This window comes from Streptomyces sp. NPDC000229 (genome assembly GCF_040300825.1).
GTDB lineage: Bacteria > Actinomycetota > Actinomycetes > Streptomycetales > Streptomycetaceae > Streptomyces.
Genome location: NZ_JBEPEL010000016.1, coordinates 25,250 through 49,095, shown reverse-complemented (window position 1 = coordinate 49,095; position 23,846 = coordinate 25,250). Strand labels below are relative to the sequence as shown.

Sequence of the window (23,846 nt, the reverse complement as noted above, 5' to 3'; positions counted from 1 at the left end):
GTCGCCGAGCTTACGAAACCTGGGAGCCCTCAGAACGACGAACCGAGACGACGCCCGACGAACGGGGCCGCTGACCCGCGGAATCTCACGACCGCTCCATAAGAGGTCGCGCGGGTAGGCGTGTGCTCATGGGCAGCGGTTCGGGCGTTCGTCCCAGCGGTGGGTCGTCCAGGTCCGGTTCAAGGCTCTTCGCCATCTGCGAGGAAGCCCTTGCGGGGAGGGCAAGGGCTTCGTGGTGTGCGGGTCCGTGGGGAGCCGGGTGAGTGACCCTGACGATCAGCCTGGGGTGCGCCGGCCCGTTGGCGACTGGCTCGCGCGTCCGCGCCGGAGTGCGGCCAGCGTCATCACGCTCCCGGCGACGCCCATCGCGCAGGCGGCGATCCAGTGCCGGGTCTGCTGTCCCAGGACCAGCACGGAGGCGGCGCCGAACCAGAGGCCGGACGCGGGTAGCAGCAGGATCTTCCAGCCGGGAACGCGGCGATCGGCGAGGAGCATGACGGAGCCCAAGGCGATCACGCCGCCGGCGAACAGGGCGTACGTGTAGCGCTCGCCGCCGTCGGGAAGGCCGTAGCGCCCGCGGGCGTGTTCCTCGAGGCCCAGGTGGACGGATCCGCCGATGGACCAGAAGAAAGCGCTGAATGCGATCACACCGAGAGCGACGATCCACCACAGAGTTCTCACGCCGGGATCGTACGGGAGGGCGGCGGGGCTCGACCAAGGCGTCGTTCCAGCCGGCCTTGTGCGCGTGGAGCTCGCGAGCCGTGACTTCGGCGTCGAGGGTGGCCGGCAGTGCGCGGTGCAACCGATATCAGGTTGTCGATCGCGGTCATCGGAGAAAGCCCCCGGTGCCGGAACGAGGGAATCGGGCGTATGAGCCAAGGGTGACGGCCACCCGTTTGGCCGGTCAGAAGCCTTTCGCGCCGTCAGACTCTGGGAGGGAACGCCCCGGTGGGGCGTGGGTGTGGGCGAGGCGGGGGCGAGACGGTGTGGGTGTGACCGAGCGCGGTAGGGCCGACCGTGCCGCTCCGGGCGAGACGGGAGTGGGCGAGCCGGGGCAGGCCGAGACGGGGCTGGGCGAGACGGACCACGGCGTCCCGCACGCACGCGCGGCGACGGAGGACCGGCCGGGCGGGCGACAGTACGGCGACGAGCAGCGGCGGGCCGGCGGGCCGGCGCGTGCGGTGCCGCGGCACGTGGCCTGCGTGATGGACGGCAACGGCCGCTGGGCGCAGCGGCGTTCGCTTCCCCGCACGGCGGGCCACCGGGCCGCGGAGACCACCGTCATCGACATCATCGAGGCGGCCCGAACCGCCGGCGTCGGGTGGCTCAGCCTGTACGCCTTCTCCACCGAGAACTGGAACCGCCCTGGTACCGAGGTCGACTACCTGATGTGCTTGGTCCGCCGGGTCGTGCGGAAGCATGCGCCGCTGCTGCTCGCCCGCGGCATCCGCTGCCGCTTCCTCGGGGTCGCCGACCCGCGCATCCCCTGTCAATTGGCCCGGGATTTCGACGACCTGACGACGCTGACCGCCGACAACCGGGTGATGACGCTGACCGTCGCCTTCGACCATGGCGGGCGGCGGGACATCGTCGAGGCCGCAAAGTCGCTGATCCGCAGCGGGACGCCCGCCGAAGAGGTGACCGAGCGGCTCTTCGCGGACCACCTGCCGTTCCCCGACACCCCCGACGTGGACCTGGTCATCCGCACCTCCGGCGAGCAGCGCATCTCCAACTTCATGCTCTGGCAGGTCGCCTACGCCGAGTGGGTCTTCCCCGAGGTGCTCTGGCCGGACTTCCGGGCCCCCGACTTCCTCGCCTGCCTGCACACCTACCGGCGTCGCGACCGTCGCTTCGGCGGCGTGGCCCCCCGGACGAACGGAGACCCATCATGACGACCGGAACCACGGGAACGGCCGACGAGAAGCCTCTGTTCGGGGCGAAATCGCAGTTCCGCTCCTTCTTCGACGACCCGCGCTGGGCGCTGGCCGTGATCCGTGCCACCGTGCTGGAGGCCGCTCACCCGCAGATCGGCGCCGCGCTCGTCGACAACTCCACTTTCGTTGCTCACCCCTGGCGCCGGCTGCGCAACACCATCCTCAGCATGCGGCGCATGTTCGGCGCCGACCCGGCGGTACGTGAACGGGAGGCCGCCAGGCTCAACCGGCTGCACGCCCGCATGAGCGGCTCCGACTCCCGCGGCCGCGCCTACGACGCGATGGACCGCGCGACCCGCGCCTGGGTGGTCGCCACCCTCTTCGAGAGCGCCGTCACCATGTGCCGGCTGAGCGGCCAGCCGCTCGACCAGGACACGATGGAGCGGATGTACGCGGAGTACCGCGCCTACCTCGCCGCGCTCGACGGCGACGCCGGGGAGCTCCCCGAGGAACTGCACGACTTCTGGAATTACTTCGACCGGGTCGTCGAGAACGAGCTGGAGAACACCGAGGCGGCCCGCGTCATCCTCTACCGGCTCTTCGACCACCTGCCCGCCCCGGCGCTGCTCGACGGCGCGCCGACACTGTGGGCGGCCGGCCGCGCTGTCGCCGGTCCGCTGCTTGGCGCCATCACCGTCGCCTCGCTCCCCGAGTCGTACCGGCGCCGGGCCGGCCTGCCGGAGATGCCCGGCGCCCCCACCCTCATGCAGGGCGCCTACCTCGCCGCCGGGCTCGCCCGCTTCCTGCCCGAGGGCTGGATCAACGCCGAGAGCATCATCGAGGTCCTCTCGCTCTCACCCGGCAGCGACGACCCGCGCGCCCGCACCGTGGCCGCCCTGGGCGCCCGCATGAAACGGGCATCGGCCCTGCTCCGCCTCCTCACACCGCTGGGCGGCGACGCCCACCCCGGGCCGGACCCGGCGCCTTCGGCGGGCACGGGGGAGGGCCGACGCTCGGCGGAGGAGTTCTTCCGCCAGGTGCTGGACCAGACCGGCGACGGCCACCTCGACTGGCCCGACCTCGCCGCCATGGCCCGCGAACTGTCCACCCGCCTCGACCTGGACGAACCCGAGGAGACCCGGCTCTACGACGCCTTCGCCGCCTGGTGGCGCGAGCTCCAGGCCGCCCTCGACACCGACGGCGACGGCCGCGTCAGCGCCGACGAGTACGCCGCCGCCGTCCCCTCCCTCGCCGGACCCGCGCTCATCCGCGTCGCGGAAGTGCTCTTCGCCGCCACCGACAAGGACGGCAGCGGGTCCATCGACGCCGACGAGTACCGGACCCTCTTCCGCACCGCCTTCCACCGCGACCTCATCACCACCGACGGCGCCTACGGCCAAAGCGCCTTCGTGGGCGACTTTCTCTCCTTCATGTCGGGCCGCCGCACAAGCACCCCGTACGACCCTCTTCTCGCCGACGCCTGACGAACCAGTGCACGTGGGCGGCCACGGCGTGCACGCTCCGGCACTCCACGTCCCGACTTGCGGCTCAGGTGCCCGCGAAACTTCCTCGAGCGGCAGGGTGTCGCTCTGGCAGCGTCGCCGGCCAGGTGGCAACACAACGAAACCCGTCCGCAGTTCCCTGCTTCATGACCGTCGCCCGCCGAACTCCCAGGGTGCCGTCGAGCAGGACGTGGCCCGGTCGGCTTCGCGCAGGGCGCGCAGCAGGCCGGATGACGATCGGCGAGCACGGGGAGGGGACGCGTGGCACCACCCGTCAGGGCCTTGGCCGGCGTGTGAGTACGCGGCGTCCTTGAGCAGCTCCTCCGTGAGCCGTACGCCCGTCAGTCGCTCGGCGAGAGCGAGGACCGCCGCCTTGGTGTCGGTGCTCGGGCCGGTGCGGTCCTCCTTCTCGGTCAGGCCGAAGCCGATCTCACGCATCACGGGGACCAGGTCGTCCGGGGTGCTGCCGTACCTGTCGGTGGGCCATTCGAAGCCGGTCCGAAGCTCACCGGCCTCGTACCAGGAGGAACGTATCCAGGCGTAGTCCTGCGCGGTCACCGAAGTCATGCACCACAGTCTGTCCGCCACCACTGACACCCTTTCTTCCCCGAACCGCTCAGCCTCCCGTTCACCTGCGTGTGCGTGCAGCCGGGTCGCGCTCGGCAAGGACAGGTCAGCGGGTGACGATCGGGCGGAAGGCGTCCCGTACGTCGGAGTCGGTGGTGGAGACGAACTGGTCGCCGGGTCCGTAGTCGTACGTGCCGTAGTACTCGTAGCGCAGGACGGCCGGGCAGCTTCCGCCGCTGATCTGCACCGAGCGTGGACCGACGCGTTTACCGGTGCGCAGCTCGTAGACCTTCAGTGGGATCTTGACCTTGTGGAAGGTGACTCGGTGGGGGAGGTGGACGGACTTGTCGTTCTCGTAATAGCAGGACTCGACGGCGGTGCCGTTCTTCGCCGTCTCCGCGCAGACCACGAGCGCCGCCTTCGTCGGGTCGTCGGTGCGCCAAGCGCCGGGGAGTTTGCCGGTGTACTCGGTGTCGCCGAGGAACAGCGCGCGGTTGGCCCCTTTGCGGTACGGCGGGGCGGCGCTGTATTTGGCGGGTTTGTCGCAGTAGCCGGACGTCGCGCCGTGGGTGGCCGCGATCAGAGCCCGCACCTCGTCGAGTTCGATGGCCAGGCCCGCCTTCTTCACGCCGCTGCGTGCCTTGCCGGTGAGCGGCTCGTCCGGATACGCGTCGAGAAGCCGCTGGTAGCGCACCTGTGCCTGTTTCCAGTTCTCCTCGTCCATCAGGGCGTCGCCGCATCCGGCCAGCGCCGCGGGTTCCGTACGCGTCGCGGCGTCGGCGGACCGGTCCAGGACGTCACGGGTGGGCTCGCGGGTGCGGAGCCAGCCGGCGATGTCGGCGGTGTCACAGGCGTCCGCAGTGGGCAGGGCGTCGAGGAAGGTGTTCAGGACCGTTTGGACCGTCTTCTCGTGGCCGGGCTCCGCCAGGACGTGGGCGAGGACGCCGAAGCCTTGCTCCAGTTTCTTCAGGTCCCCGGACTGCCCGGCGTCGTACAGCGTGGACGCGGCGCGCTCCAGCCGTTGGCAGGTCTCCACCACCGCGTCGCCGGGTTCGACCACTGTCGCTCCCGCCACGCGGTGGCCGGACCACACCTCGCTCTGCGCGGCGAAGACTCCGTCGCAGTCACCGGCCTCGCGGGCCTCGTTCACCCGGTTCTCGATGCCGTGCGCCTCGACGCGCAGCACCACGGCGGTCAGCAGGACCGCGACCGTGACGGCGAGGGTGCCGGTGCGCTGCGCCCGCCGTGGGACATGCTCGCGCCCGCGGGCCAGGAACCAGCCGTGGGCCGTGCAGACTGCCCACCACAGGAGCAGCAGAAGCTCACACCAGACCTCGGCGGTCGCGGCGGTGAGTTCGAGAAGCACGCCGGTGCCGAGCACGGCGATCGCGGCCGGCCGCCGGTGGCCCAGCAGCAGATAGCCGATGCCGAGCAGCGAGGCGTTGCCGATCGCGGCCGCCACCGGGTCGCACGGGGCCGGGGCGGGCGGCTCGGGCGGCCGGGGTGACACGGGCGGCTCCGGCGGCTCGCCGGGCGGCCGGTACGGGTCGTGTTCGTACGTCGAGTAGTCCATGGGCCGTCATCCTCGAGGCGAAGTGGGAGCCGGGCCGCGTACGGAGAACCAGCGGCGGGCGGTCCGGCCGAGCACCACCCACAGGGCCGCCCCGTCGATGCAGAAGACCAGCAGCACCGCCGGACTGGGCGCTCCGGAGGCCAGAGAGCCGATGAAGGCGAGGAACATCGAGCACGCCACGAAGGTCAGGCACGCGGCCAGCACCACACGGATCCAGGGACGGCGCCGGCCGGCCAGGACGGCGCAGGCGACCTGAAGCGCCGCCAGTCCCCAGCAGAACAGCGCCACGAACCAGGCCAGGCCCATCGGCATGATCAGGTCCTGCCCGTGCTCCCGCTTGCTGTAGTTCTCGTCGAGTACCGCCCAGCCGCCGAAGGCGGTGCCCACCGCGTGCGCGACGACGACCACGAGCACGAAGACGAGGGCCCCGGAGAAGCGCGCCGCCTCGGACGGACGGGGTTCGCCGGACTGACCCGGGGGGCCGGACGGCCCGGCCGGGCCGTCCGGGCCGCTCCGGGGGGAGAAGTCCTGCATGGGGATCACCTCACACTTTCGTTGTCCGGCAGGTCGTAGACCCGGGCCCAGTCGACTTCGTGGACGGCGCTCTGCAGGTCGTCCCCGTAGAAGGTGTCGAGCTGGATGGTCTGGTGCATGGAAGGGGCGCACTGGATGCAGTCGCGGTCCGCGTTTGCGCCGCCGGAGAAGCGGAACCACTCCTCTCCGTCGATGAAGCCGCGCAGATGGTCCGCGGTCCACTCGACGGCGACGTTGTGCCACCGCGACAGGTCCACGCCGCACTTCTGCGCGAACTCCTGCTGCACGGGCACGCCCCCCGGGTGCGGGTAGTGCAGGAACGCCTCGGCGCACGGCTCACCGGGGGCGCCGTTCTCCAGGTAGTCGTACTCACCGTCCTGCGGATGCTCGCCGGAGTCCGGCCAGAGGATCAGCAGCGGGTGGTACTGCCGCCCGTTGCCGGGGGCGGTGGCCCGGGAGCGTACGCGCGCCTCCCAGCGGCCGTACCGCTGTCCGTACGGCGAGGCGAGCCATCCGCTGTCGCCGTTCGCCTCGCCGGTCATGCGCAGTGCGCCGCCGACGACCCGCGTATTGACGTCGCAGCGGCGGCCGTTGTCGCTGTGGCCGGGCCAGCACGCGCCGGGGCCGCCACCCGCCAGGCGCCACTTCTCGCGGTCGGGTACGGCGGGTCCGCCTCGGAGCCGTAGCCGAACTCGTCCGACCACTCGGGCAGCGGGGCGCCCCAACCGTACCGTTCGGCGGCCGTCGACGGCCGCGCCGGACCGGCGTTCGTCGTGGTCGTCGCGGAGGTCACCACCAGGGCAGCCGCTGCGAACCCCACGGCGAGGGGCCGGGCGCGAGGTCGTCCGTACATGCATCTCCTTCTGCCTGTCGCATGGGTGAGGGGGCGGCCCGAGCCCTCCCCCCTTTGCCCGGGCTCGGGCCGTGCCGTGGCCGTTCCGGGCCACTGCCCTCGGCCATTCGACCGCCGTACGCCGTTGTTCAGCAGGCCCTGTCCCGGCGCCGAACAATCGGAGGCGCACACCGGCGGGGCGAACCTGCCGCGGTTCATCGGGAAGACGGGGCGAACGCCCGTGTCCCACCAGCAGTTACCCGGCAGTTCGGTTGCGGTCGTACCGCCCGGCTTCCTACCGTGGGCACCCGAGCAGGCGCACTGGGTGATGCCCGGGTGGCGTCTCGGCGGAGCGAGGGGGCGGGCGCGTGTCGGGACAGCCGGGGCCGGGCCGCACCGAGGGTGAGCTGGACCCGGAGGCTGGACCGGTGCAGCGGTTCGCCGCCGGACTGCGGGCGCTGCGCGAGGCCGCGGGGAAGCCCACGTACCGGGCCATGGCTCAGCGGACGCGGTACGGAGTGACCACCTTGTCGCAGGCGGCGGCCGGGAAGCAGCTGCCCACCCGAGCGGTGGCGCTCGCTTATGTGGAGGCGTGCGGCGGTGACGTGATCGAGTGGGAGCGGCGCTGGCGCGAGGTGTCGGCCGAGCTCGCCGCCGAGGCGTCCGGTGACGAGAAGTCCCGGCCGCCGTACCGCGGCCTGACCCGGTTCGAACCGGCTGACGCCGACCTCTTCTTCGGCCGCGACCAGCTCCTGGAACGGCTGACCGGACTGACCCGCAAGCACCGCCTCACCGCCGTCTTCGGCCCCTCCGGCAGCGGCAAGTCCTCACTGTTGCGCGCCGGCCTGATCCCCCGGCTGCGCACCCCACCCGAGGACGCGGGCGACGGGAACCGCGAGACCGCTCCGGCGGCCGTACGGATCTTCACGCCCGGCCTCGACCCGCTGCGCACGCACGCCGACCGCCTCATGCCCGTGCCCGGCACCGAGGCCGACACCTGGCTGCTCGTCGACCAGTTCGAGGAGCTGTACACCCTCGGCGCCGACCCGGCCGACCGGGACGCCTTCATCGACCGCCTCGTCGCCGCCACCGACGCCGACAGCCGGTTGCGCGTCCTCATCGCGGTGCGGGCCGACTTCCTCGGCCGCTGCGCCGAACACCCCGGCCTCACCGCCGCGTTGCAGGGCGCCACGCTGCTCGTCGGGCCGATGAGCCGCGCGGAGCTGCGGGAGGCCATCGTGCGCCCGGCCGCCGCGGACGGCCTGATCGTCGAACGCTCCCTGACCGACCGTCTTCTCGACGAGGTCGAGGGCGCCCCGGGCGGGCTGCCGATGATGTCGCACGCCCTGCTGGAGACCTGGCGCCACCGCAGTGGCCGGGTGCTGACGGAGGCCGCGTACGAGGCGGCCGGCGGACTGCACGGCGCCGTCGTCCGTACGGCCGAGCAGGTGTACGGCGAATTCACCCCGTCCCAGGCCGAGGTGGCCCGCCGTGTGCTGCTCCGGCTCATCACGCCCGGCGACGGGGCGGCGGACACGCGCCGCCCCACCGAGCACGCGGAGCTCGACTTCGGCAGTCCCGCCGACACCCGCGTGGTGCTGGAACGCCTGGTCCGCAGCCGCCTCATCACGTTCGACGACGGCACCGTCGACCTCGCCCACGAAGTCCTCATCACCGCCTGGCCCCGGCTGCGCGCATGGATCGACGGCGAACGCGACCGGCTGCGCGTCCACCGCGCGCTCTCCGAGGCGGCACGCACCTGGCAGGCGCTCGGCCGGGAGAGCGCCGCCCTCTACGCGGGCACCCGGCTGGACGATGCCCGCGACGCCTTCCCGGAGGACGCCGCCCGGTCGAACGGAACCGCGGCGAAGGCCCGGGACGACGGGGCGAACCGCCGCGGCGTCGAGCTCACGCCTCTGGAACAGCAGTTCCTCACCGCCTCGCTCCGCCGCCGGCACCGCGCCGCGCGACTGCGGCGTACGGTCGTGGCCGTACTCGCCGCTCTCGGGCTGCTCGCCACCGGCACCGCCGTGGTCGCCCTCCAGGCGCGCGCCACCGCGCAGGCCGAACGGGACGAAGCCGTCTTCGGCCGCCTCACCACCGAGGCCGACAGCGTCCGCGAGATCGACGCAGGGCTGGCCGGCCGCCTCGACGTCGCCGCGCACAACATGCGCGCCACCCCGGACACCCGGACCCGGCTGGCCTCGGACGCGGGCCGGACGCTGGCCACCCGGCTGCCCGGCCACGCCGGTCTCGCCAGCTCCGTGGCGTACGCGCCCGACGGCCGCACCCTTGCCAGCGGCGGCCACGACGGCACGGTCCGGCTGTGGGACACCGCCGCACGGCCAGGGCCGGCGGACCGGCGCGGAGGTCTGGGGAAGCCGTTGGGGAAACCGCTGCGATTCCTTACGGGCCCGGTCGGCGCGGTCGCCTTCGCACCACAGGGCGGTGGTCTCCTGGCGGCGACCGGGAAAGGCGGCGGCATCCAGGTGTGGGACGCACACGACCGGGAGCGGCCCCGCTCCGTCGGCCGACCGCTGGTGAGCCACGACGAAGAGAACGTCGTCTCCGTCGCGTTCGCCCCCGACGGCCGCACACTGGCCACCGCCGGGGACGACGGGACCGTACGGCTGTGGGACCTGAGCGACCCGGGCCGCTTCACACCGCTCGGCGAGCCCGTCGAGGCCGACGCGTCCGAGGAAGGCAGCGTCCGTGCCGTCGCGTTCGCCCCGAACGGGGCCACCCTGGCCACGGCGGGCTTCGACGGTGCCGTACGGATGTGGCGCATCGGCGAGGAGGGCGGGATCGAGCCGCTCGGCGAGCCGCTGCGCGAACACACCGCCTCCGTCTGGACGGTGGCCTTCTCCCCGGACGGCCGGACGCTGGCCACGGCTGGCTTCGACGACACCGTACGGATGTGGGACGTGTCCGACCCGGGCCGCGCCCGGCCGCTGGGCGATCCGCTCACCGAGCACACCGCGCCCGTCATGTCGGTGGCCTTCAGCTCCGACGGCCGCACCCTGGCGAGCGCGGGCGAGGACAACACGCCGATCCTGTGGAACGTGGCCAACCCCGAATATCCGCAGCAGCTCGGGGAGCCACTGGCGGGCCACACGGAGGCCGTGTGGGAGGTGGCCTTCAGCCCCGACGGCCGTACCCTCGCCAGCACCGGCGCCGACCGCAGCGTCCACCTCTGGCACCGGCCGCCGACCGTTCTCACGGACTTCACCAACCCGCTGACCGCCGTCGCCCACAGCCCCGACGGCCGCCTGCTCGCCGCCGCCAGCACCGACGACGCGCTGATTCGCCTGTGGGACGTCGCAGAGCCGGGCCGCCCGCGCCGGATCCCGCGGATGCTCACCGGCCACGAGGACGAGGTGCTGGCCGTCGCGTTCGCCCCGGACAGCCGCACGGTGGCCGGCGGCTCGCTGGACGGCACCGTACGGCTGTGGGACGTCTCCGCGCCCGAACGTCCGGTCCCGCTCGGCGAACCGCTGTACGCGCACGACGGCGGCACCCTCACCGTCGCATTCGCCCGGACCGGCCGCACACTGGCCACCGGCGGCGAGGACGGCACGGTGCGGCTGTGGGACGTGCGCCGGGCGGACCGTGTACGGCCGCTCGGCGCACCGCTGCGCGGCCACGGGGACGCCGTCCGCTCCGTCGCCTTCGCCCCGGACGGGAAGACGCTGGCCAGCGGCGGCGAGGACGGCACGGTGCGGCTGTGGCACGTGCACGACCCGACGCGCGCGCGGCCCGCCGGTGCGGCTCTCACCGGGGACGACGAGTCGGTCAACGCTGTCGCCTTCGCCCCGGACGGCAAGACGCTGGCCACCGGCGGCGAGGACCGCGCGGTACGGCTGTGGGACGTACGCCGGCCGGACCGCGCCCGGCAGGCCGGAGAGGAACTGGACGGACACCGCGGGCCGGTCAGGGCGGTGGCCTACTCGCCCGACGGGAAGACACTGGCCACCGGCAGCAGTGACCACACGGTCCGGCTGTGGGACGTGGCACAACCGGACCGCGCCGAGCCCGTCGGCGGGGAACTCACCGGACACCTCGACACCGTCACCTCCGTCGCGTTCAGCCCGGAGGGCGACAGCCTTGCCTCCGCCGGCTACGACCTGACGGCCCGGGTGTGGCTGCTGGACACGGACCGCGCGGCGGACTACATCTGCGACCACACCGGCGGTGTGCTCACCCGCGCCGAATGGGAAGTGCACCTGCCGCGACTCGGGCACCGGACGGTGTGCGACACCCCGTGAGCCCATGCGGGTCGCCGTGGTACGCCGGGTCCGGTGGACCAGGAGCGGGAACCGTGCCGGCTACCCGGACCGCGCGGTCCTTGGGGTGAAGAGCACCCGGCGCCGGGTCGAACGCGGAGAGCCGGCCCATCCCGGGCCGCCAGGCGGGCAGGGGCGAGGGCGACGCGTCGCGTACGGCGCGCCGGGCGAGGTGGCCGGAGCCGTACGGGGAGGCGAAGTCGTGCGCCCGACCGGGGAGGACCACCGTGCTCGCGGCTGCCGGACGACCAGGGACTGGTGGCCGTCCGTGTGGCCGGGCGTGGGGATGATCCACACGCCCGGCCACGCCTCCGCCTCGCCGCTGAGCAATGGCGCGGGATCGCCACCCGCCACGACGGTGAGGACGACGGTGCGGATACGCCCGGGTTGAGCGATGGAACTGGTGGCCGGGTCACCACCCGGGTCCGAAATGACAGGCTCTGCAAGGAGCTTGGCAGACGTGGCTCGGGGCAGGAGCGGTGAGGACGGAAGGAGCCGCGCGGTGGACGCCTGGCAGTTGGGCAAGGTCTTCGAGAGCAGGTCGGGCGAGGTCCGGTGGGAACGGTTCGGGCCGGCGGACGGAGAGCCCGTCGTGCTGCTGCACGGCACTCCGTTCTCCTCGTACGTATGGGGGGAGATCGCCCCCGCGCTCGCCGCCGGGGGCCACCAGGTCTTCTTCTGGGACATGCCGGGCTACGGCGCGTCCGAGAAGGCCGAGGGCCAGGACGTCTCCCTCGCCGCGCAGGGCCTGGTCTTCGCCGAGCTCATGGAGCACTGGCAGGTGTCGGCCCCGTCCGTCGTCGCTCACGACTTCGGTGGCTGTGTCGCCCTCCGGGCCCACCTGCTGCACCAGGTCTCCTACCGGCGGCTGGCCCTCGTCGACCCGGTGGCGCTCGCGCCGTGGGGCTCGCCGTTCTTCCGGCTGGTCGGGGAGAACGCCCCCGTCTTCGAGCAGTTGCCACCTGCCCTCCACCGCGCGCTCGTCCAGGAGTACATCGGCTCGGCCAGCCACCGGGGACTCCGCTCGGACGCGGCCGAAGCCCTCACGGCGCCCTGGACGGACCGGACGGGACAGGCGGCGTTCTACCGGCAGATCGCCCAAGCGGACCAGCGCTACACCGACGAGGTCCAGAAGCTCTACCCGGGCATCGGCATCCCGGTGACGGTGTGCTGGGGTGAGGAGGACTCCTGGATTCCCGTCGCCAAGGCCCATGAGCTGGCCTCGTTGATCCCTGACGCCCGTCTGCGGATCATCCCCGGCGCCGGGCATCTCGTGCCGCTGGACGCGCCCGCGCAATTGCTGGCCGCGCTGCTGGAATTCCTCACCTGACGCGTCCCGGCACGAGCCGATGGTGGCACGGTCACCGTCCCCGGCCGGCAGTGGTGTACGCGCCGCCACCCGGCTCCGCGCCTGCCCGTTCACGGAGTTCCGTCGCCACGACCAGCGCGCGCGTCCCCCGGGCGACGGAGTCGCCGACTCCTCGACGACGTACGCGCCTGGGGCGATCCGCTGTGGCCCGCGCTTCTCGATGTGCGCGGGGAGCCGGGGGAGGAGCACCTCGTGTCACGGTATGTGCGCGGCGGTTTCCCGCTCGGCGTGCGGGTCAGGGGGCGGGAGGCCGTCCCCGCCGGCTGAACGCTCACGCGAGCACGCCGTCATCCGGACGGCCACCACCCGCCCGACCGAACCCCGCAAGCCCTTCACCCCCCGCTGGGCGATCCGCAAACTCGCGGATCACCGGATCACCGGATCACTGGATCCAGCCAGGACCGTAGGCATGCCAACAGGTCCCGCCGGAACGGTTACGGCACCCGGGCCGTCCACTCCGACGAGCTGAACTTCGTCCGGGCCAGCTCACGCGCGCGTGCCATCTCGTCGTCCGTGACCATGCCCTCGGACAGGCCGTAGCGCTCCCGGAACGAGCCGATCATCTTCTCGATCACCGTCCCCCGCGGGAGGCCCGTCTGGCGGCGCAGTGGATCGACGCGCTTCTTCGCGCTCCTGGTGCCCTTGTCGGAGAGCTTCTCCCGGCCGATGCGCAGCACCTCCGTCATCTTGTCGGCGTCGATGTCGTACGCCATGGTCACGTGATGCAGGACGGCCCCGTCCCCGCCGGCCAGCCGCTTCTGCGCCGCCCCGGCGATCTTGCCCGCCTCGGTGGCAATGTCGTTCAGCGGCTGGTACCAGGCCTTGATGCCCATGTCGCCGAGCGCGCCCAGCACCCAGTCGTCGAGATAGGCGTAGCTGTCCGTGAAGGACAGCCCCTGGACCAGGGCGTCGGGGACGGAGAGCGAGTACGTGATGGTGTTGCCGGGCTCGATGAACATGGCCCCGCCGCCGCTGATCCGGCGTACGACGGTGATGCCGTGCCGCTCGGCGGCCTCCGCGTCCACCTCGTTGCGCAGCGACTGGAAACTGCCGATCACCACGGCCGGTGCGCCCCACTCCCACACCCGCAGCGTCGGGGGACGGCGCCCCGCGGCGACCTCGCCGGTGAGGACCTCGTCGAGCGCCATGTGCAGGGCGGGCGGCTGGGCTCCGTCGTGGACGAGTTGCCAGTCGTAGTCGGTCCAGTCGGTGGCGTGGGCCAGGGCGCGCCGGACGGCGACCCCGATGCCCTCGGTGGTGAGCCCGAACATCTGCGTCCCGGGAGGCAGTGCCGCGTCGATCCGGGCGGCGAGCCCCGACGCGTCGGTGTCGGCGGGCGCACCCTCCAGGGCCCGGTCGATGGCGAGCAGCGCCTCGTCGGGCTCCAGGAAGAAGTCCCCGCCGACCCTCACCCGGCGCAGTACCCCGTCCTCCGCGTCGAGGTCGACGACCACGAGCTTGCCGCCCGGAACCTTGTATTCGCCGTGCACGTCCACGCCTCCCGTCCGCCCCCGAATAAACCGTCATGTCAGCCTATGCCCGGCTGGCGGCGGTCCGAAAATCGATATCGAACAGTAGGTTTGAAAGGTGTTTCGCGCCGTTGGGCGAGGCAAGCGATCAGGGCATGAACAATCCCCGTGAACCCATGCCCGTAAACGACGCCTACACCCCCTATGGCCCCGGCCGGAACACCCCCGTGCGCAATGGCGACGGCGTCGGGGCGAACCGGGCGGCCTTGGCCATTCACACGATTGCGGACATCGCCGCAGGATTTCTGGTCCTCTGGATCCTGCTCCACCTGCTCGACGCCAATCAGGCGAATGTCTTCGTCGGTTTTGTGCACAGCGTGGCGGACTGGCTGGCCGCCTGGTCCCAGGACATCTTCACCATGGAGGCCGAAAGTCTGCGCGTTATCCTCAATTACGGGCTGCCCGCGGCGATTTACCTTCTGCTCGGGCATGGGATCGCTGCGCGGGTGCGCCGCATCTGACCGAATCCCGGTCGGATTCTCCCCCGGTACGTCGTGAGGCCCGTGTTGTGGTTCCTGCGGGACTTTCACCTTTCACGGGCTTCACGGCGACACATCTTCGCAGGAGCATCACAAGGACTCCGCACCACCTTCGGCGGGTGCCGTTAGCGTTATTGGCCGCTCGATCCCGCGTGCGAACGTACACAGAAAGACCGCCGATGGACTATTGCTCCGCGTGCCGCCGGAATCTCAACGGGGCGTTCGTGTGTCCAGGATGCGGCGCCTACGCTCCCGACATCGCTCCCGCCGCCCCCCGCCTCCACAGCGCGGTCGCGTCCACCGCCACGACGCTGGAGGCCACGCCGTCTCCGGAGGGATTCGACGACGCGACGGCGGGCACGTCCAGGCCGGATACGCCCGGACCGGGCCCCTCCGGTGGCTTCGAGAGCGCCGTACCCACAGGGCAGGGCAGGGCGGCGCGGCGCCGGCAACTGGCGCGCTGGAAGAAGCACCGGCGCCGGGCGGTCGCCGCGACGGCCGTCGCCCTCGTCGGCGGCGGGCTCACCGTCGCCGTGCTGCCGAGCGCCAGGCCCTCCACCAGCCACACCCACGCGGCCCCACCGCCGGAACCGCCTGCCACGCCCACGTCCACTTCCCACTCCGGGAACGCGGGCGGCGGCACCTCGTCCGCCCAGCCGGCCACGTCGGCCACGCCGCACACACCGGCCACACGGCACCCTGGAGCGCAGCAGCCGAAGGCGGCCGCCGCCGAGTGGCGGGACACCCCTACCACGGCGGGCCTCCCGGCACGGGCGGGCGCGTCCCCGTACACGGCTCCGGAGCAGGCGAGACGGACGGACGGCAGCGCCGGCGCGGTCGCCCAGCCCCAGACCCAGCCCCAGACCCAGCCCCCTGTCCAGGCCCCGCCCGCGGCTCCGGCCCCGGCCGCGCCCACGCAAGCCCCCGCGCCCGCCGCACCCCATGACCCCGCACCGGCCCCCGCGGGCACATCGCCGGCGAACCTGCTGCCGGGCCCCTCGGCGGACGACCCGGCCTCACCTGCGCAGGTGTGCCTCCTCGTTGTGTGCCTGGGCTGACCGGGCGGTCGGTAGCCTGCTCGTGGATCACGCGCACGACCGCGTCCGCACAGTGAGGTGACAGGCCGTATGTTCACCACCCGACCGACGCTGCGGGGCACCTTCGGGATGGTGTCCTCCACGCACTGGCTCGCCTCGCAGTCGGCCATGGCCGTCCTGGAGGACGGCGGCAACGCCTTCGACGCCGCCGTCGCCGCCGGGTTCGTCCTCCACGTCGTCGAGCCACACCTCAACGGCCCCGCCGGAGAGGTGCCGGTCATCCTCGCGCCCGCCGGGGGCGAGGTCCGGGTGCTGTGCGGCCAGGGAACAGCGCCCGCCGGGGCCACCATCGCGCACTACCGCTCCCTCGGACTCGGCCTGGTGCCCGGGACCGGGCCGCTGGCCGCCGCCGTGCCCGGCGCGTTCGACGCGTGGATGCTCCTGCTGCGCGACCACGGCACCAGGTCCCTCGCCCAGGTGCTGCGGTATGCCATCGAGTACGCGGACGCCGGGCACGCGCCCGTGGAACGGGTCGGCGAGACGGTGCGGACGGTGCGCGCCCTCTTCGAGAACGAGTGGACCTCCTCCGCCGACGTCTACCTCCGAGGCGGTGAACCCCCTGCCCCCGGACGACTCTTCCGCAACCCCGCGCTCGCCCGGACCTGGCGCCGCCTCATCGACGAGGCGACCGCCGCCGCCGGTGACGACCGGACCGGCCAGATCGAGGAGGCCCGCCGGATCTGGCGGGAGGGGTTCATCGCCGAGGCCCTCGTACGGCAGGCCGGGCGCCCCACCATGGACACCAGCGGGATCCGCCACACGGGCACGCTGACCGCCGCCGACCTGGCGGGCTGGTCCGCCACGTACGAGGACCCCGTCACGTACGACTGGAACGGCTGGACCGTCTGCAAGGCGGGCGCCTGGAGCCAGGGCCCCGTGTTCCTCCAACAACTGGCCCTGCTGCCCGACGCGTTGCCCCCGTACGGCTCCGCCGACCACGTCCACCTGCTCGTCGAGGGCTGCAAGCTCGCCATGGCCGACCGCGAGGCCTGGTACGGGGACGCCGCCGACGTCCCGCTCGGCACCCTGCTGTCCGCCCCGTACAACGCCCAGCGGCGCGCCCTCGTCGGGGAGAAGGCCTCCTACGAGCTGCGCCCCGGCAGCCCCGGCGGCCGTACGCCCCGCCTGAGCGCCCACGCCGTCGCCGTCGCCGAGGGCCGGCCCGGCTCCGGCGCACCGGCCGTCCCGTCCGCCGCCGCCGGCGCCGGAGAGCCGACGGTCACCGGCCACGCCCCGCCCGCGGGCGAGCCCCCCGTCGGCCGCGACGGCACCACCCGGGGCGACACCTGCCACGTCGACGTCGTCGACCGGTGGGGCAACATGGTCGCCGCCACGCCCAGCGGCGGCTGGCTCCAGTCCAACCCGGTCGTACCCGAACTCGGCTTCCCGCTCGGCACCCGGCTCCAGATGGCCTGGCTGGACCCCGGCCTGCCGAACTCGCTGACACCCGGCCGCCGCCCCCGCACCACGCTCACCCCGTCCCTGGCGCTGCGCGACGGGGTGCCGGTCATGGCGTTCGGCACGCCGGGCGGCGACCAGCAGGACCAGTGGCAGCTGCATTTCTTCCTCGCCGTCACCCATGGCGGACTGGACCTCCAGGCCGCGATCGACGCGCCCAACTGGCACAACGACGGCTTCCCCGGCTCCTTCCACCCGCGCGGCATGCGGCCCGGCGGGCTCACCGTCGAATCCCGCATGACGCCGGCCGTCGTGGAGGAGCTGCGCCGCCGCGGCCACGACGTCACGGTCGGCGGGCCGTGGTCCGAGGGGCGGCTGTGCGCGGTGGCCAGGGACCCGCGCACGGGGATCCTGTCGGCCGCCGCGAACCCGCGCGGAATGCAGGGCTACGCGGCGGGACGCTGAGCCGGAGCCCGACCCGGCCCCGCGCTGTCAGTGGGCCGTGCTTAGCTGGACACATGATCGATGAACTTCTCGATGGTTCCGGGACCCTGTCCGCCGCGGCCGAGGAGGCGGTGCGCGAAGCGGCCGCCGCCGAGATCGTGCCGCGCTGGCGGCAGCTCGCCACGCACGAGATCGTCGAGAAGAGCGGCCCGCACGACCTCGTGACCATCGCCGACCGGGCCGCCGAGACCCACCTCACCGCCTCGCTCACCCGGCTGCTGCCCGGCTCGGTGGTGGTCGGTGAGGAGTCCGTCCACGCCGACCCCGCGGTGTACGAGGCGCTGAAGGGCGACGCGCCGGTGTGGATCGTCGACCCGGTCGACGGCACCTGGCACTTCGCGCACGGGGACCCCGGATTCTGCACGCTCGTCGCACTCGCGGTGCACGGCGAGGTCCTGGCGTCCTGGACGTACGCCCCGGCGCTGGACGAGATGGCCGTCGCGGTGCGCGGGCGCGGCGCCCGGCTGAACGGCGCGGAGATACGGACCGGGGCACCCGCACCGGGCGCGGTGCTGGAGGTCGCGATGTCGCACCCCGACTACACCACCGCGGAGCAGAAGGCCGCGCTCCTGGGCCTCGACACCGAGGGCGTCCACGCCCGCCCGTGCGGCTCGGCCGGCCTGGAGTACCTGGCCGTGGCCCGGGGCGAGCTGGACGCGGTCGCCTTCTCCTGGGAGCTCGCCTGGGACCACGCGGCGGGGCTGCTCCTGGTCGAGGAGGCGGGTGGCGCACACGCCACGCTGACGGGTGCCCCGTTCCGGGTCACGGGCGCCAACGCCCTGCCTTTCACCGCCGCCCGCGACCGGGCCACGGCCGACCGCATACGCGGCCTGCTGACCTCCCCGTAGGCGGTTTCCGGACGCGTGGCGACGGCCGGTGGCGCGCGTCGCCCCTCCTGCCGCCCGCTGCCGCGCACCGGCCCAATATCCTGAGATACCTTGGCCATCGGCTGACGAAGGAGTCCCAACGTGCCGTCGATGCTCGATGCCGTCGTCGTGGGGGCGGGGCCCAACGGACTGACCGCTGCCGCCGAACTGGCCCGCCGCGGATTCTCCGTCGCCGTGTTCGAAGCCCTCGACACGGTCGGCGGCGGAGCCAGGACCGAGGAGCTCACGCTGCCCGGCTTCCGGCACGACCCGTGCTCCGCCGTGCACCCGCTGGGCGTCGGATCGCCCGCCTTCAAGGCCATGCCGCTCGACCGGTACGGCCTGGAGTGGCTGCACGCGGAGCTGCCCATGGCGCACCCGTTCGACGATGGCACGGCCGCCGTCCTGTCCCGTTCCGTCTCCGAGACCGCCGCCTCCTTCGGCCCCCGAGACGCGGGCACCTACCGCCGCCTGGTCGAGCCCTACCTCGGCAAGTGGGACACCCTGGCCCGCGACTTCATGTCCCTGCCGCTGACCGCCCTCCCGCGCGACCCGGTCACCCTCGCCCGGTTCGGCATCGACGGCCTGCCGCCCTCCACCTGGCTGATGCGCCGCTTCCACGACGACAAGGCCCGCGCACTGTTCGCCGGGCTCGTCGCCCATGTCATCGCCCCACTCGGCGGCCTGGCCACCAGCGCGATCGGGCTCGTCTTCGCGCTCGCCGCCCACGCCGGCGGCTGGCCGCTCCCGCGCGGCGGCTCCCAGTCCGTCTCCGACGCCCTGGCCGCGTATGTGAAGGACCTCGGCGGCACCGTCCACACCTCCTACGAGGTCAAGCGGCTCGACGACCTGCCGCCCGCCCGCGCGTACGTCTTCGACACCTCGCCGACCGCGCTGGCCCGTATCGCCGGCTTCGGCCGGTTCTACGAGCGCTACCGCTACGGGGCCTCCGTCTACAAGATCGACTACGCGCTGGACGGCCCCGTCCCCTGGACCGCCGACGCACCGCGCCGCGCCGGCACCGTCCAAGTCGGCCCCAGCAGCCGCGAGATCGGCACCGCCCTCAACCAGGCGTCCGGCGGCACGGCCCCCCGCACCCCCTTCCTGATCACCGCCCAGCCCAGCCTCGTCGACCCGTCCCGCGCGCCCGAGGGCAAACACGTCTTCTGGGCCTACGGCCACGTCCCGCACGCCTGGGAGGGCGACCTCACCGACGCCATCGAGCGGCAGATCGAGCGGTTCGCCCCCGGCTTCCGTGACCTCGTCCTCGCCCGCGCCACCGCCGGCCCGCCCCAACTGGCCGCCCGCAACGCCAACTACGTCGGCGGCGACATCGCGTGCGGCGCCGCCAGCGGCCTCCAGCTGCTGCTGCGCCCCCGGCTCTCCCTCTTCCCCTACAACACCCCGCACCCGGCCGTCTTCATCTGCTCCTCCGCGACCCCGCCCGGCCCCGGCGTCCACGGCATGTCGGGCCACAACGCGGCCAAGGCGGTCTGGCGCCACCTCCGAAGGAGCTGACGGTGCGCATCACCCTCGTACACGGCGACATCACCGAGCAGCACGCCGACGCCATCGTCAACGCCGCCAACTCCTCCCTCCTCGGCGGCGGAGGCGTCGACGGCGCGATCCACCGCAGGGGCGGCCCCGAGATCCTCGCCGAGTGCCGCAAGCTGCGCGCCTCCTACTACGGCCGCGGCCTGGGAACCGGCCAGGCCGTCGCCACGACCGCCGGCCGCCTGAACGCCCGCTGGGTCATCCACACCGTGGGCCCGGTGTACCAGGCTTCCGGCAGCGATCCCTCGCTGCTGGCCTCCTGCTATCGCGAATCCCTCCGCGTCGCCGACGAACTGGGCGCGCGCACGGTCGCTTTCCCCGCCATCTCCACAGGGGTCTACCGCTGGCCCATGGACGACGCCGCCCGCATCGCCGTGGAGACGGTCCGGGCGACGGACACGGCCGTCGAAGAGGTGAGGTTCGTGCTCTTCGACGAGCGGGCGTACCAGGTGTTCGCCGAGCTGATCCACTAGACGGCGAGTACGTCAGTTCGCTGTGCGGGCGACGTCGGTACGCCCGGGTTCAGAGGATGCGACCGCTGCCGTACCAGCAGTGCGGCGAGCGAGCCGACGGGCCAGGGGCTCGGTCCACCGGGCAGCGAGTGGGCCGACGATGACCAGGATCAGGACGTAGGCGGTGGCGAGGGGGCCGACGCGGGGCTCCACTCCGACGGCGAGGCCCGCGATGACGATGGAGAACTCCCCTCGGGCGACGAGGGTCCCTCCGGCCCGCCAGCGACCGGCGGTCTTGATGCCCGCGCGGCGCGCCGCGTACCAGCCGGTGGCGATCTTCGTCAGGGCGGTGACCACCGCGAGGATCAAGGCGGGTACGAGAACGGGCGGGATGTCGGCGGGGTCGGTGGACAGGCCGAAGAAGACGAAGAAGACGGCGGCGAACAGGTCGCGCAGCGGCGTGAGGAGGTTGCTGGCTCCTTCGGCGACCTCTCCGGACAGGGCGATGCCGACGAGGAAGGCACCGACGGCCGCGGAGACCTGGAGTTCCTGGGCGATGCCGGCGACGAGAAGGGTGAGGCCGAGGACGACCAGGAGGAGCATTTCGGCGTTGTCGGACGACACGGCCTTGCTGATCAGACGGCCGTGGCGGAGGGCGACGTAGAGGACGGCGCCGACGGTGCCCAGGGAGATCAGCAGCGTGACGGTGCCGCCCGCGAGGCTCACCCCGGCGAGCAGGGCGGTGAGAATGGGCAGGTAGAGGGCCATGGCCAGGTCTTCGATGACCAGGATGCCGAGGATGACGGGGGTCTCGCGGTTGCCGAGCCGGCCGAGGTCTCCGAGGACCTTGGCGATGACGCCGGAGGAGGAGATCCAGGTGACGCCTGCCAGGGCGACGGCGGCGACCGGCCCCCAGCCGAGGATCAGGGCGGCGGCGGCGCCCGGCAGGGCGTTGAGGACGAAGTCGACGGCGCCGGAGGGGTACTGGGTCTTGAGGTTGGTGACGAGCTCGGAGGCGCTGTACTCCAGACCGAGGAGCAGGAGCAGGAGGATGACGCCGATTTCGGCTCCCGCCGCGATGAACTCCTCGCTGGCCTGGAGCGGCAGTATGCCGCCGTGACCGAAGGCGAGCCCGGCGAGCAGGTACAGGGGTATGGGGGAGAAGCCCACTCTTCCGGCGAGGCGACCCAGCAGGCCGAGGGCCAGAATGACCGACCCGAGTTCGATGAGCATGGCTGTCGTGTTGTGCACGGCGCGTCTATCCTCCGGTGATCAGTTCGGTGACGGCGTCGACGCCTTCCCGGGTACCGACGACGACGAGCGTGTCGCCGATGGCGAAACGGAAGTCCGGTGCGGGGGACGGGAAGGCCGCGGTGCGGCGCAGGACGGCGACGATGGAGGCGCCGGTGCGTGTGCGGGCGTGGGTCGATCCGAGGGTGCGGCCCGCGTAGGGCGAGCGTTTCGTGATCGGGATGTGCTCGGTGACCAGGTCGATCTCCATGTGCTGGTGGAGGTGCGCCACCGGGTCCGGGGTGAGCAGCTTCGCCAGCGCGGTCGACTCGTGCGGCTCGAGTGCGGCCGAGTCCCGGCAGTTGTCGTCGTCCTCGGGGTCGTGCAGGGCCAGGATCCGCCGCCCGTCCTGGTGCACGACGACGGACAGGTGCCGACCGGCTTGCGTCTCCAGGTCGTAGCGGGTGCCCACGCCGGGCAGGGCGGTTTTTCGGGTGTGAGCCGTGGGTTCCATGGGGTCTCCTGCGGGGTGATGTGTCGGACGGTCCGGTGGCGCAGCGGTACGGGCATATGCGAGTGCCCGTTCGACAGGGGATTCTGCATCACTCGCCGCAACCGGCCGGGGCCGCGCTCTGGAGCCGGGCTCTCTTCTCCGGGCGGCGTGCCCGGCAGCGACCGGCGCCAGACGCCCGTCACTCGTCATGCGCCATGCCGTCGGCGGTGGAGCCCACGACTCGTGCGGGCCGATCGCGCTCGGAAGCGGACCGTCGGCGGACCGTCAGCGCAACGGGGCGGGGGCCGGAAACGGGGTGGCGGCCGGGTGGTCCTGCTCCGTGGCGAAACCGGCACCGGCGGATCGAACGGGTAGCTGACGGACTACCTGGTGACGTACAGCGTGCTGGGCGTGCTGGCGATGAGCGAGGGCACCGGAGGTCCGGGGGGGCCGGCGAGGCGGAGGTCCGGGAACCGTTCGAACAGCGCGGCCAGCGCGATGCGGAGTTGGAGGCGGGCGAGCGGGGCGCCGACGCAGAAGTGCGGCCCGTGCCCGAACCCCAGGTGCCGTGCGGGCTCACCGTTCCGGCCGGGCTCGAACCGGCCGGAGCCACGCCGCGGGTCCCGGTTGGCCGCCGCGAAGCAGAGCAGCAGCGCGTCACCCTCGCGCAGCGACCGGCCGCCCAGCTCCACGTCCTCGGTGGCGAACGCGAAGGGCAGGGCGTAGACGCTCGAATCATGGCGGATGCCCTCCTCCACGACCGTGCTCCAGTCGACCTCTCCGCTCAGCGCGAGGCGCAGCTCTTCGGGGTGCGCGAGCAGGGCGTGGGCCGTGTTCACCAGGGCCCCGGCCGTGGTCTCGAACCCCGCAGCGAGGAACAGCCACAGCATGTCGAGGAGTTCCACCTCCGACAGGCGGCCGGCGGCGCCCCCGCGCACCAGGTCGGTCACCAGGTCGTCGCCGGGCGCCGCCGACCGGCCCTTCACCAGGTCCGCCAGATAAGCGTTGATCTCGCGCGTCAGCCGGGCGGACTCCTCCGGGCCGAGCGTCGACCGCGAGAACGCCCGGCCCACGAGGGCGACGACGGCCGGCTGGTCCTCGGACGGGATCCCGAACAGGGCACAGAGCGTACGCAACGGCAACGGCAGTGCGTAGGCCGAGCGGAGGTCGACCGGGCCGTCAGCCACCGCTGCCGCCAGATCGTCCAGCAGCGCGTCGACGGTCCGGGTGACCGCGGGCGTGAGCCCCTCGACACGGCGGGGGGTGAACGCCGCCGACACCACCTGTCGCAGCCGCCGGTGACCGGCGCCGTCGGCGGTCAGCATCCACTGCCGTGTCACGTGCGCCAGCATCGGCCAGTCCGCCGGGACCTCCCCCTCGCGCAGGGCCCGCCAGCGGTCGGGCGAGCGGGCGAACCGGGGATCGGTCAGCACGGTCTCCAGCTCGGCATGGCCGACCACCGCCCAGCAGTGGACACCGCCCGGCCACTCGGCCGGAGCCACCGGGCCACACCGGCGCAACCGCTCCGCCTGCGCCCGATGGTCCGGGGTGCGAGGGTCGAGAAGGATCCGCTCGGTCATCAGGCATCCCCTGCGGTGTCGTGGATCGCGACGTGGCGTGACACGATGCTCTCATGTGGTGACCGGGGTCCGGCCGGGAATCGGCACACCGCTGGCAGTACGAGGCTGATGTCGTTTTCTCGCCAGCGGC

General features: G+C 72.9%; 19 protein-coding genes and 1 pseudogene. 10 read left to right on the top strand and 10 right to left on the bottom strand.

Annotated elements, in window-relative coordinates:
• Positions 1–276: 276 nt before the first annotated feature.
• Entirely contained in the window at positions 277–681 is a 405-nt protein-coding gene (locus tag ABT360_RS11565) for a hypothetical protein (RefSeq protein ID WP_351813910.1), read from the bottom strand.
• Between the two features lie 524 nt (positions 682–1,205).
• On the opposite strand from ABT360_RS11565, the gene uppS reads away from it, so the two are divergent.
• Positions 1,206–1,892: a polyprenyl diphosphate synthase gene (gene uppS / locus ABT360_RS11560; protein WP_444852222.1), complete on the top strand. Its 687-nt coding sequence runs from the start codon at positions 1,206–1,208 to the stop codon at positions 1,890–1,892.
• Positions 1,889–3,358, top strand: a complete 1,470-nt coding sequence (locus tag ABT360_RS11555; RefSeq protein WP_351813909.1) for an oxygenase MpaB family protein — start codon at positions 1,889–1,891, stop codon at positions 3,356–3,358. The genes uppS and ABT360_RS11555 overlap by 4 nt, the downstream gene beginning before the upstream one ends.
• Positions 3,359–3,520: 162 nt before the next feature.
• On the opposite strand, the gene ABT360_RS11550 is transcribed toward ABT360_RS11555, so the two are convergent.
• The 4 genes from ABT360_RS11550 to ABT360_RS11535 form a co-directional block, all read right to left on the bottom strand.
• Positions 3,521–3,943 carry a DUF6461 domain-containing protein gene (locus ABT360_RS11550; protein ID WP_351813908.1) on the bottom strand — a complete coding sequence of 141 codons (423 nt, stop codon included), beginning with the start codon at positions 3,941–3,943 and terminating at the stop codon, positions 3,521–3,523.
• A gap of 106 nt (positions 3,944–4,049) precedes the next feature.
• Positions 4,050–5,516, bottom strand: a complete 1,467-nt coding sequence (locus ABT360_RS11545) for a hypothetical protein (RefSeq protein WP_351813907.1) — start codon at positions 5,514–5,516, stop codon at positions 4,050–4,052.
• 6 nt (positions 5,517–5,522) lie between these two features.
• The gene (locus tag ABT360_RS11540) at positions 5,523–6,050 is read right to left on the bottom strand and encodes a hypothetical protein (protein WP_351813905.1); all 528 of its coding nucleotides are present in this window, start codon (positions 6,048–6,050) and stop codon (positions 5,523–5,525) included.
• Between the two features lie 5 nt (positions 6,051–6,055).
• Positions 6,056–6,754: a glycoside hydrolase family 16 protein gene (locus ABT360_RS11535; RefSeq protein WP_351813903.1), complete on the bottom strand. Its 699-nt coding sequence runs from the start codon at positions 6,752–6,754 to the stop codon at positions 6,056–6,058.
• 496 nt (positions 6,755–7,250) lie between these two features.
• On the opposite strand from ABT360_RS11535, the gene ABT360_RS11530 reads away from it, so the two are divergent.
• On the top strand, positions 7,251–11,147 hold the full coding sequence (locus tag ABT360_RS11530) for an nSTAND1 domain-containing NTPase (protein ID WP_351813901.1): 3,897 nt from the start codon (positions 7,251–7,253) through the stop codon (positions 11,145–11,147).
• 60 nt (positions 11,148–11,207) lie between these two features.
• Here the strand turns inward: ABT360_RS11530 and ABT360_RS35380 are convergent.
• Positions 11,208–11,492 (bottom strand): annotated as a pseudogene (locus ABT360_RS35380) (N-acyl homoserine lactonase family protein); the annotation flags it as partial.
• 175 nt (positions 11,493–11,667) lie between these two features.
• Here ABT360_RS35380 and ABT360_RS11525 point away from each other — a divergent pair.
• Entirely contained in the window at positions 11,668–12,495 is an 828-nt protein-coding gene (locus ABT360_RS11525) for an alpha/beta fold hydrolase (RefSeq protein ID WP_351814009.1), read from the top strand.
• 473 nt (positions 12,496–12,968) lie between these two features.
• Here the strand turns inward: ABT360_RS11525 and ABT360_RS11520 are convergent, their stop codons facing one another.
• Complete coding sequence (locus tag ABT360_RS11520) at positions 12,969–14,024, bottom strand: lipoate--protein ligase family protein (protein ID WP_351813899.1); 1,056 nt, start codon at positions 14,022–14,024, stop codon at positions 12,969–12,971.
• A gap of 155 nt (positions 14,025–14,179) precedes the next feature.
• Between ABT360_RS11520 and ABT360_RS11515 the strand changes: the two genes are divergently transcribed.
• The 6 genes from ABT360_RS11515 to ABT360_RS11490 all read left to right on the top strand — a co-directional run bounded on the left by ABT360_RS11515 (position 14,180) and on the right by ABT360_RS11490 (position 20,434).
• Complete coding sequence (locus ABT360_RS11515; protein WP_351814007.1) at positions 14,180–14,524, top strand: hypothetical protein; 345 nt, start codon at positions 14,180–14,182, stop codon at positions 14,522–14,524.
• 197 nt (positions 14,525–14,721) lie between these two features.
• Positions 14,722–15,600: an SCO2400 family protein gene (locus ABT360_RS35375; protein ID WP_444852220.1), complete on the top strand. Its 879-nt coding sequence runs from the start codon at positions 14,722–14,724 to the stop codon at positions 15,598–15,600.
• Positions 15,601–15,669: 69 nt separating this feature from the next.
• Positions 15,670–17,502 (top strand): gamma-glutamyltransferase family protein, encoded by a 1,833-nt coding sequence (locus ABT360_RS11505; RefSeq protein ID WP_351813895.1) that lies wholly within the window; start codon positions 15,670–15,672, stop codon positions 17,500–17,502.
• A 53-nt stretch (positions 17,503–17,555) separates the two neighbouring features.
• On the top strand, positions 17,556–18,389 hold the full coding sequence (locus ABT360_RS11500; RefSeq protein WP_351813893.1) for an inositol monophosphatase family protein: 834 nt from the start codon (positions 17,556–17,558) through the stop codon (positions 18,387–18,389).
• Between the two features lie 120 nt (positions 18,390–18,509).
• Positions 18,510–19,925, top strand: coding sequence for a phytoene desaturase family protein (locus ABT360_RS11495; RefSeq protein WP_351813891.1), 1,416 nt, complete (start codon positions 18,510–18,512; stop codon positions 19,923–19,925).
• The gene (locus tag ABT360_RS11490; RefSeq protein WP_351814005.1) at positions 19,922–20,434 is read left to right on the top strand and encodes an O-acetyl-ADP-ribose deacetylase; all 513 of its coding nucleotides are present in this window, start codon (positions 19,922–19,924) and stop codon (positions 20,432–20,434) included. Before ABT360_RS11495 ends, ABT360_RS11490 begins: the two co-directional genes overlap by 4 nt.
• Before the next feature lie 12 nt (positions 20,435–20,446).
• Here ABT360_RS11490 and ABT360_RS11485 read toward each other — a convergent pair whose 3' ends face one another.
• From ABT360_RS11485 to ABT360_RS11475, 3 genes are all read right to left on the bottom strand, one after another.
• Positions 20,447–21,664, bottom strand: a complete 1,218-nt coding sequence (locus ABT360_RS11485) for a cation:proton antiporter (RefSeq protein WP_351813889.1) — start codon at positions 21,662–21,664, stop codon at positions 20,447–20,449.
• A gap of 7 nt (positions 21,665–21,671) precedes the next feature.
• Positions 21,672–22,157: a cation:proton antiporter regulatory subunit gene (locus ABT360_RS11480; RefSeq protein WP_351813887.1), complete on the bottom strand. Its 486-nt coding sequence runs from the start codon at positions 22,155–22,157 to the stop codon at positions 21,672–21,674.
• A 362-nt stretch (positions 22,158–22,519) separates the two neighbouring features.
• A complete protein-coding gene (locus tag ABT360_RS11475) occupies positions 22,520–23,716 on the bottom strand; it encodes a cytochrome P450 (protein ID WP_351813885.1) in 1,197 nt (398 codons plus the stop codon).
• Between the last annotated feature and the right edge of the window lie 130 nt (positions 23,717–23,846).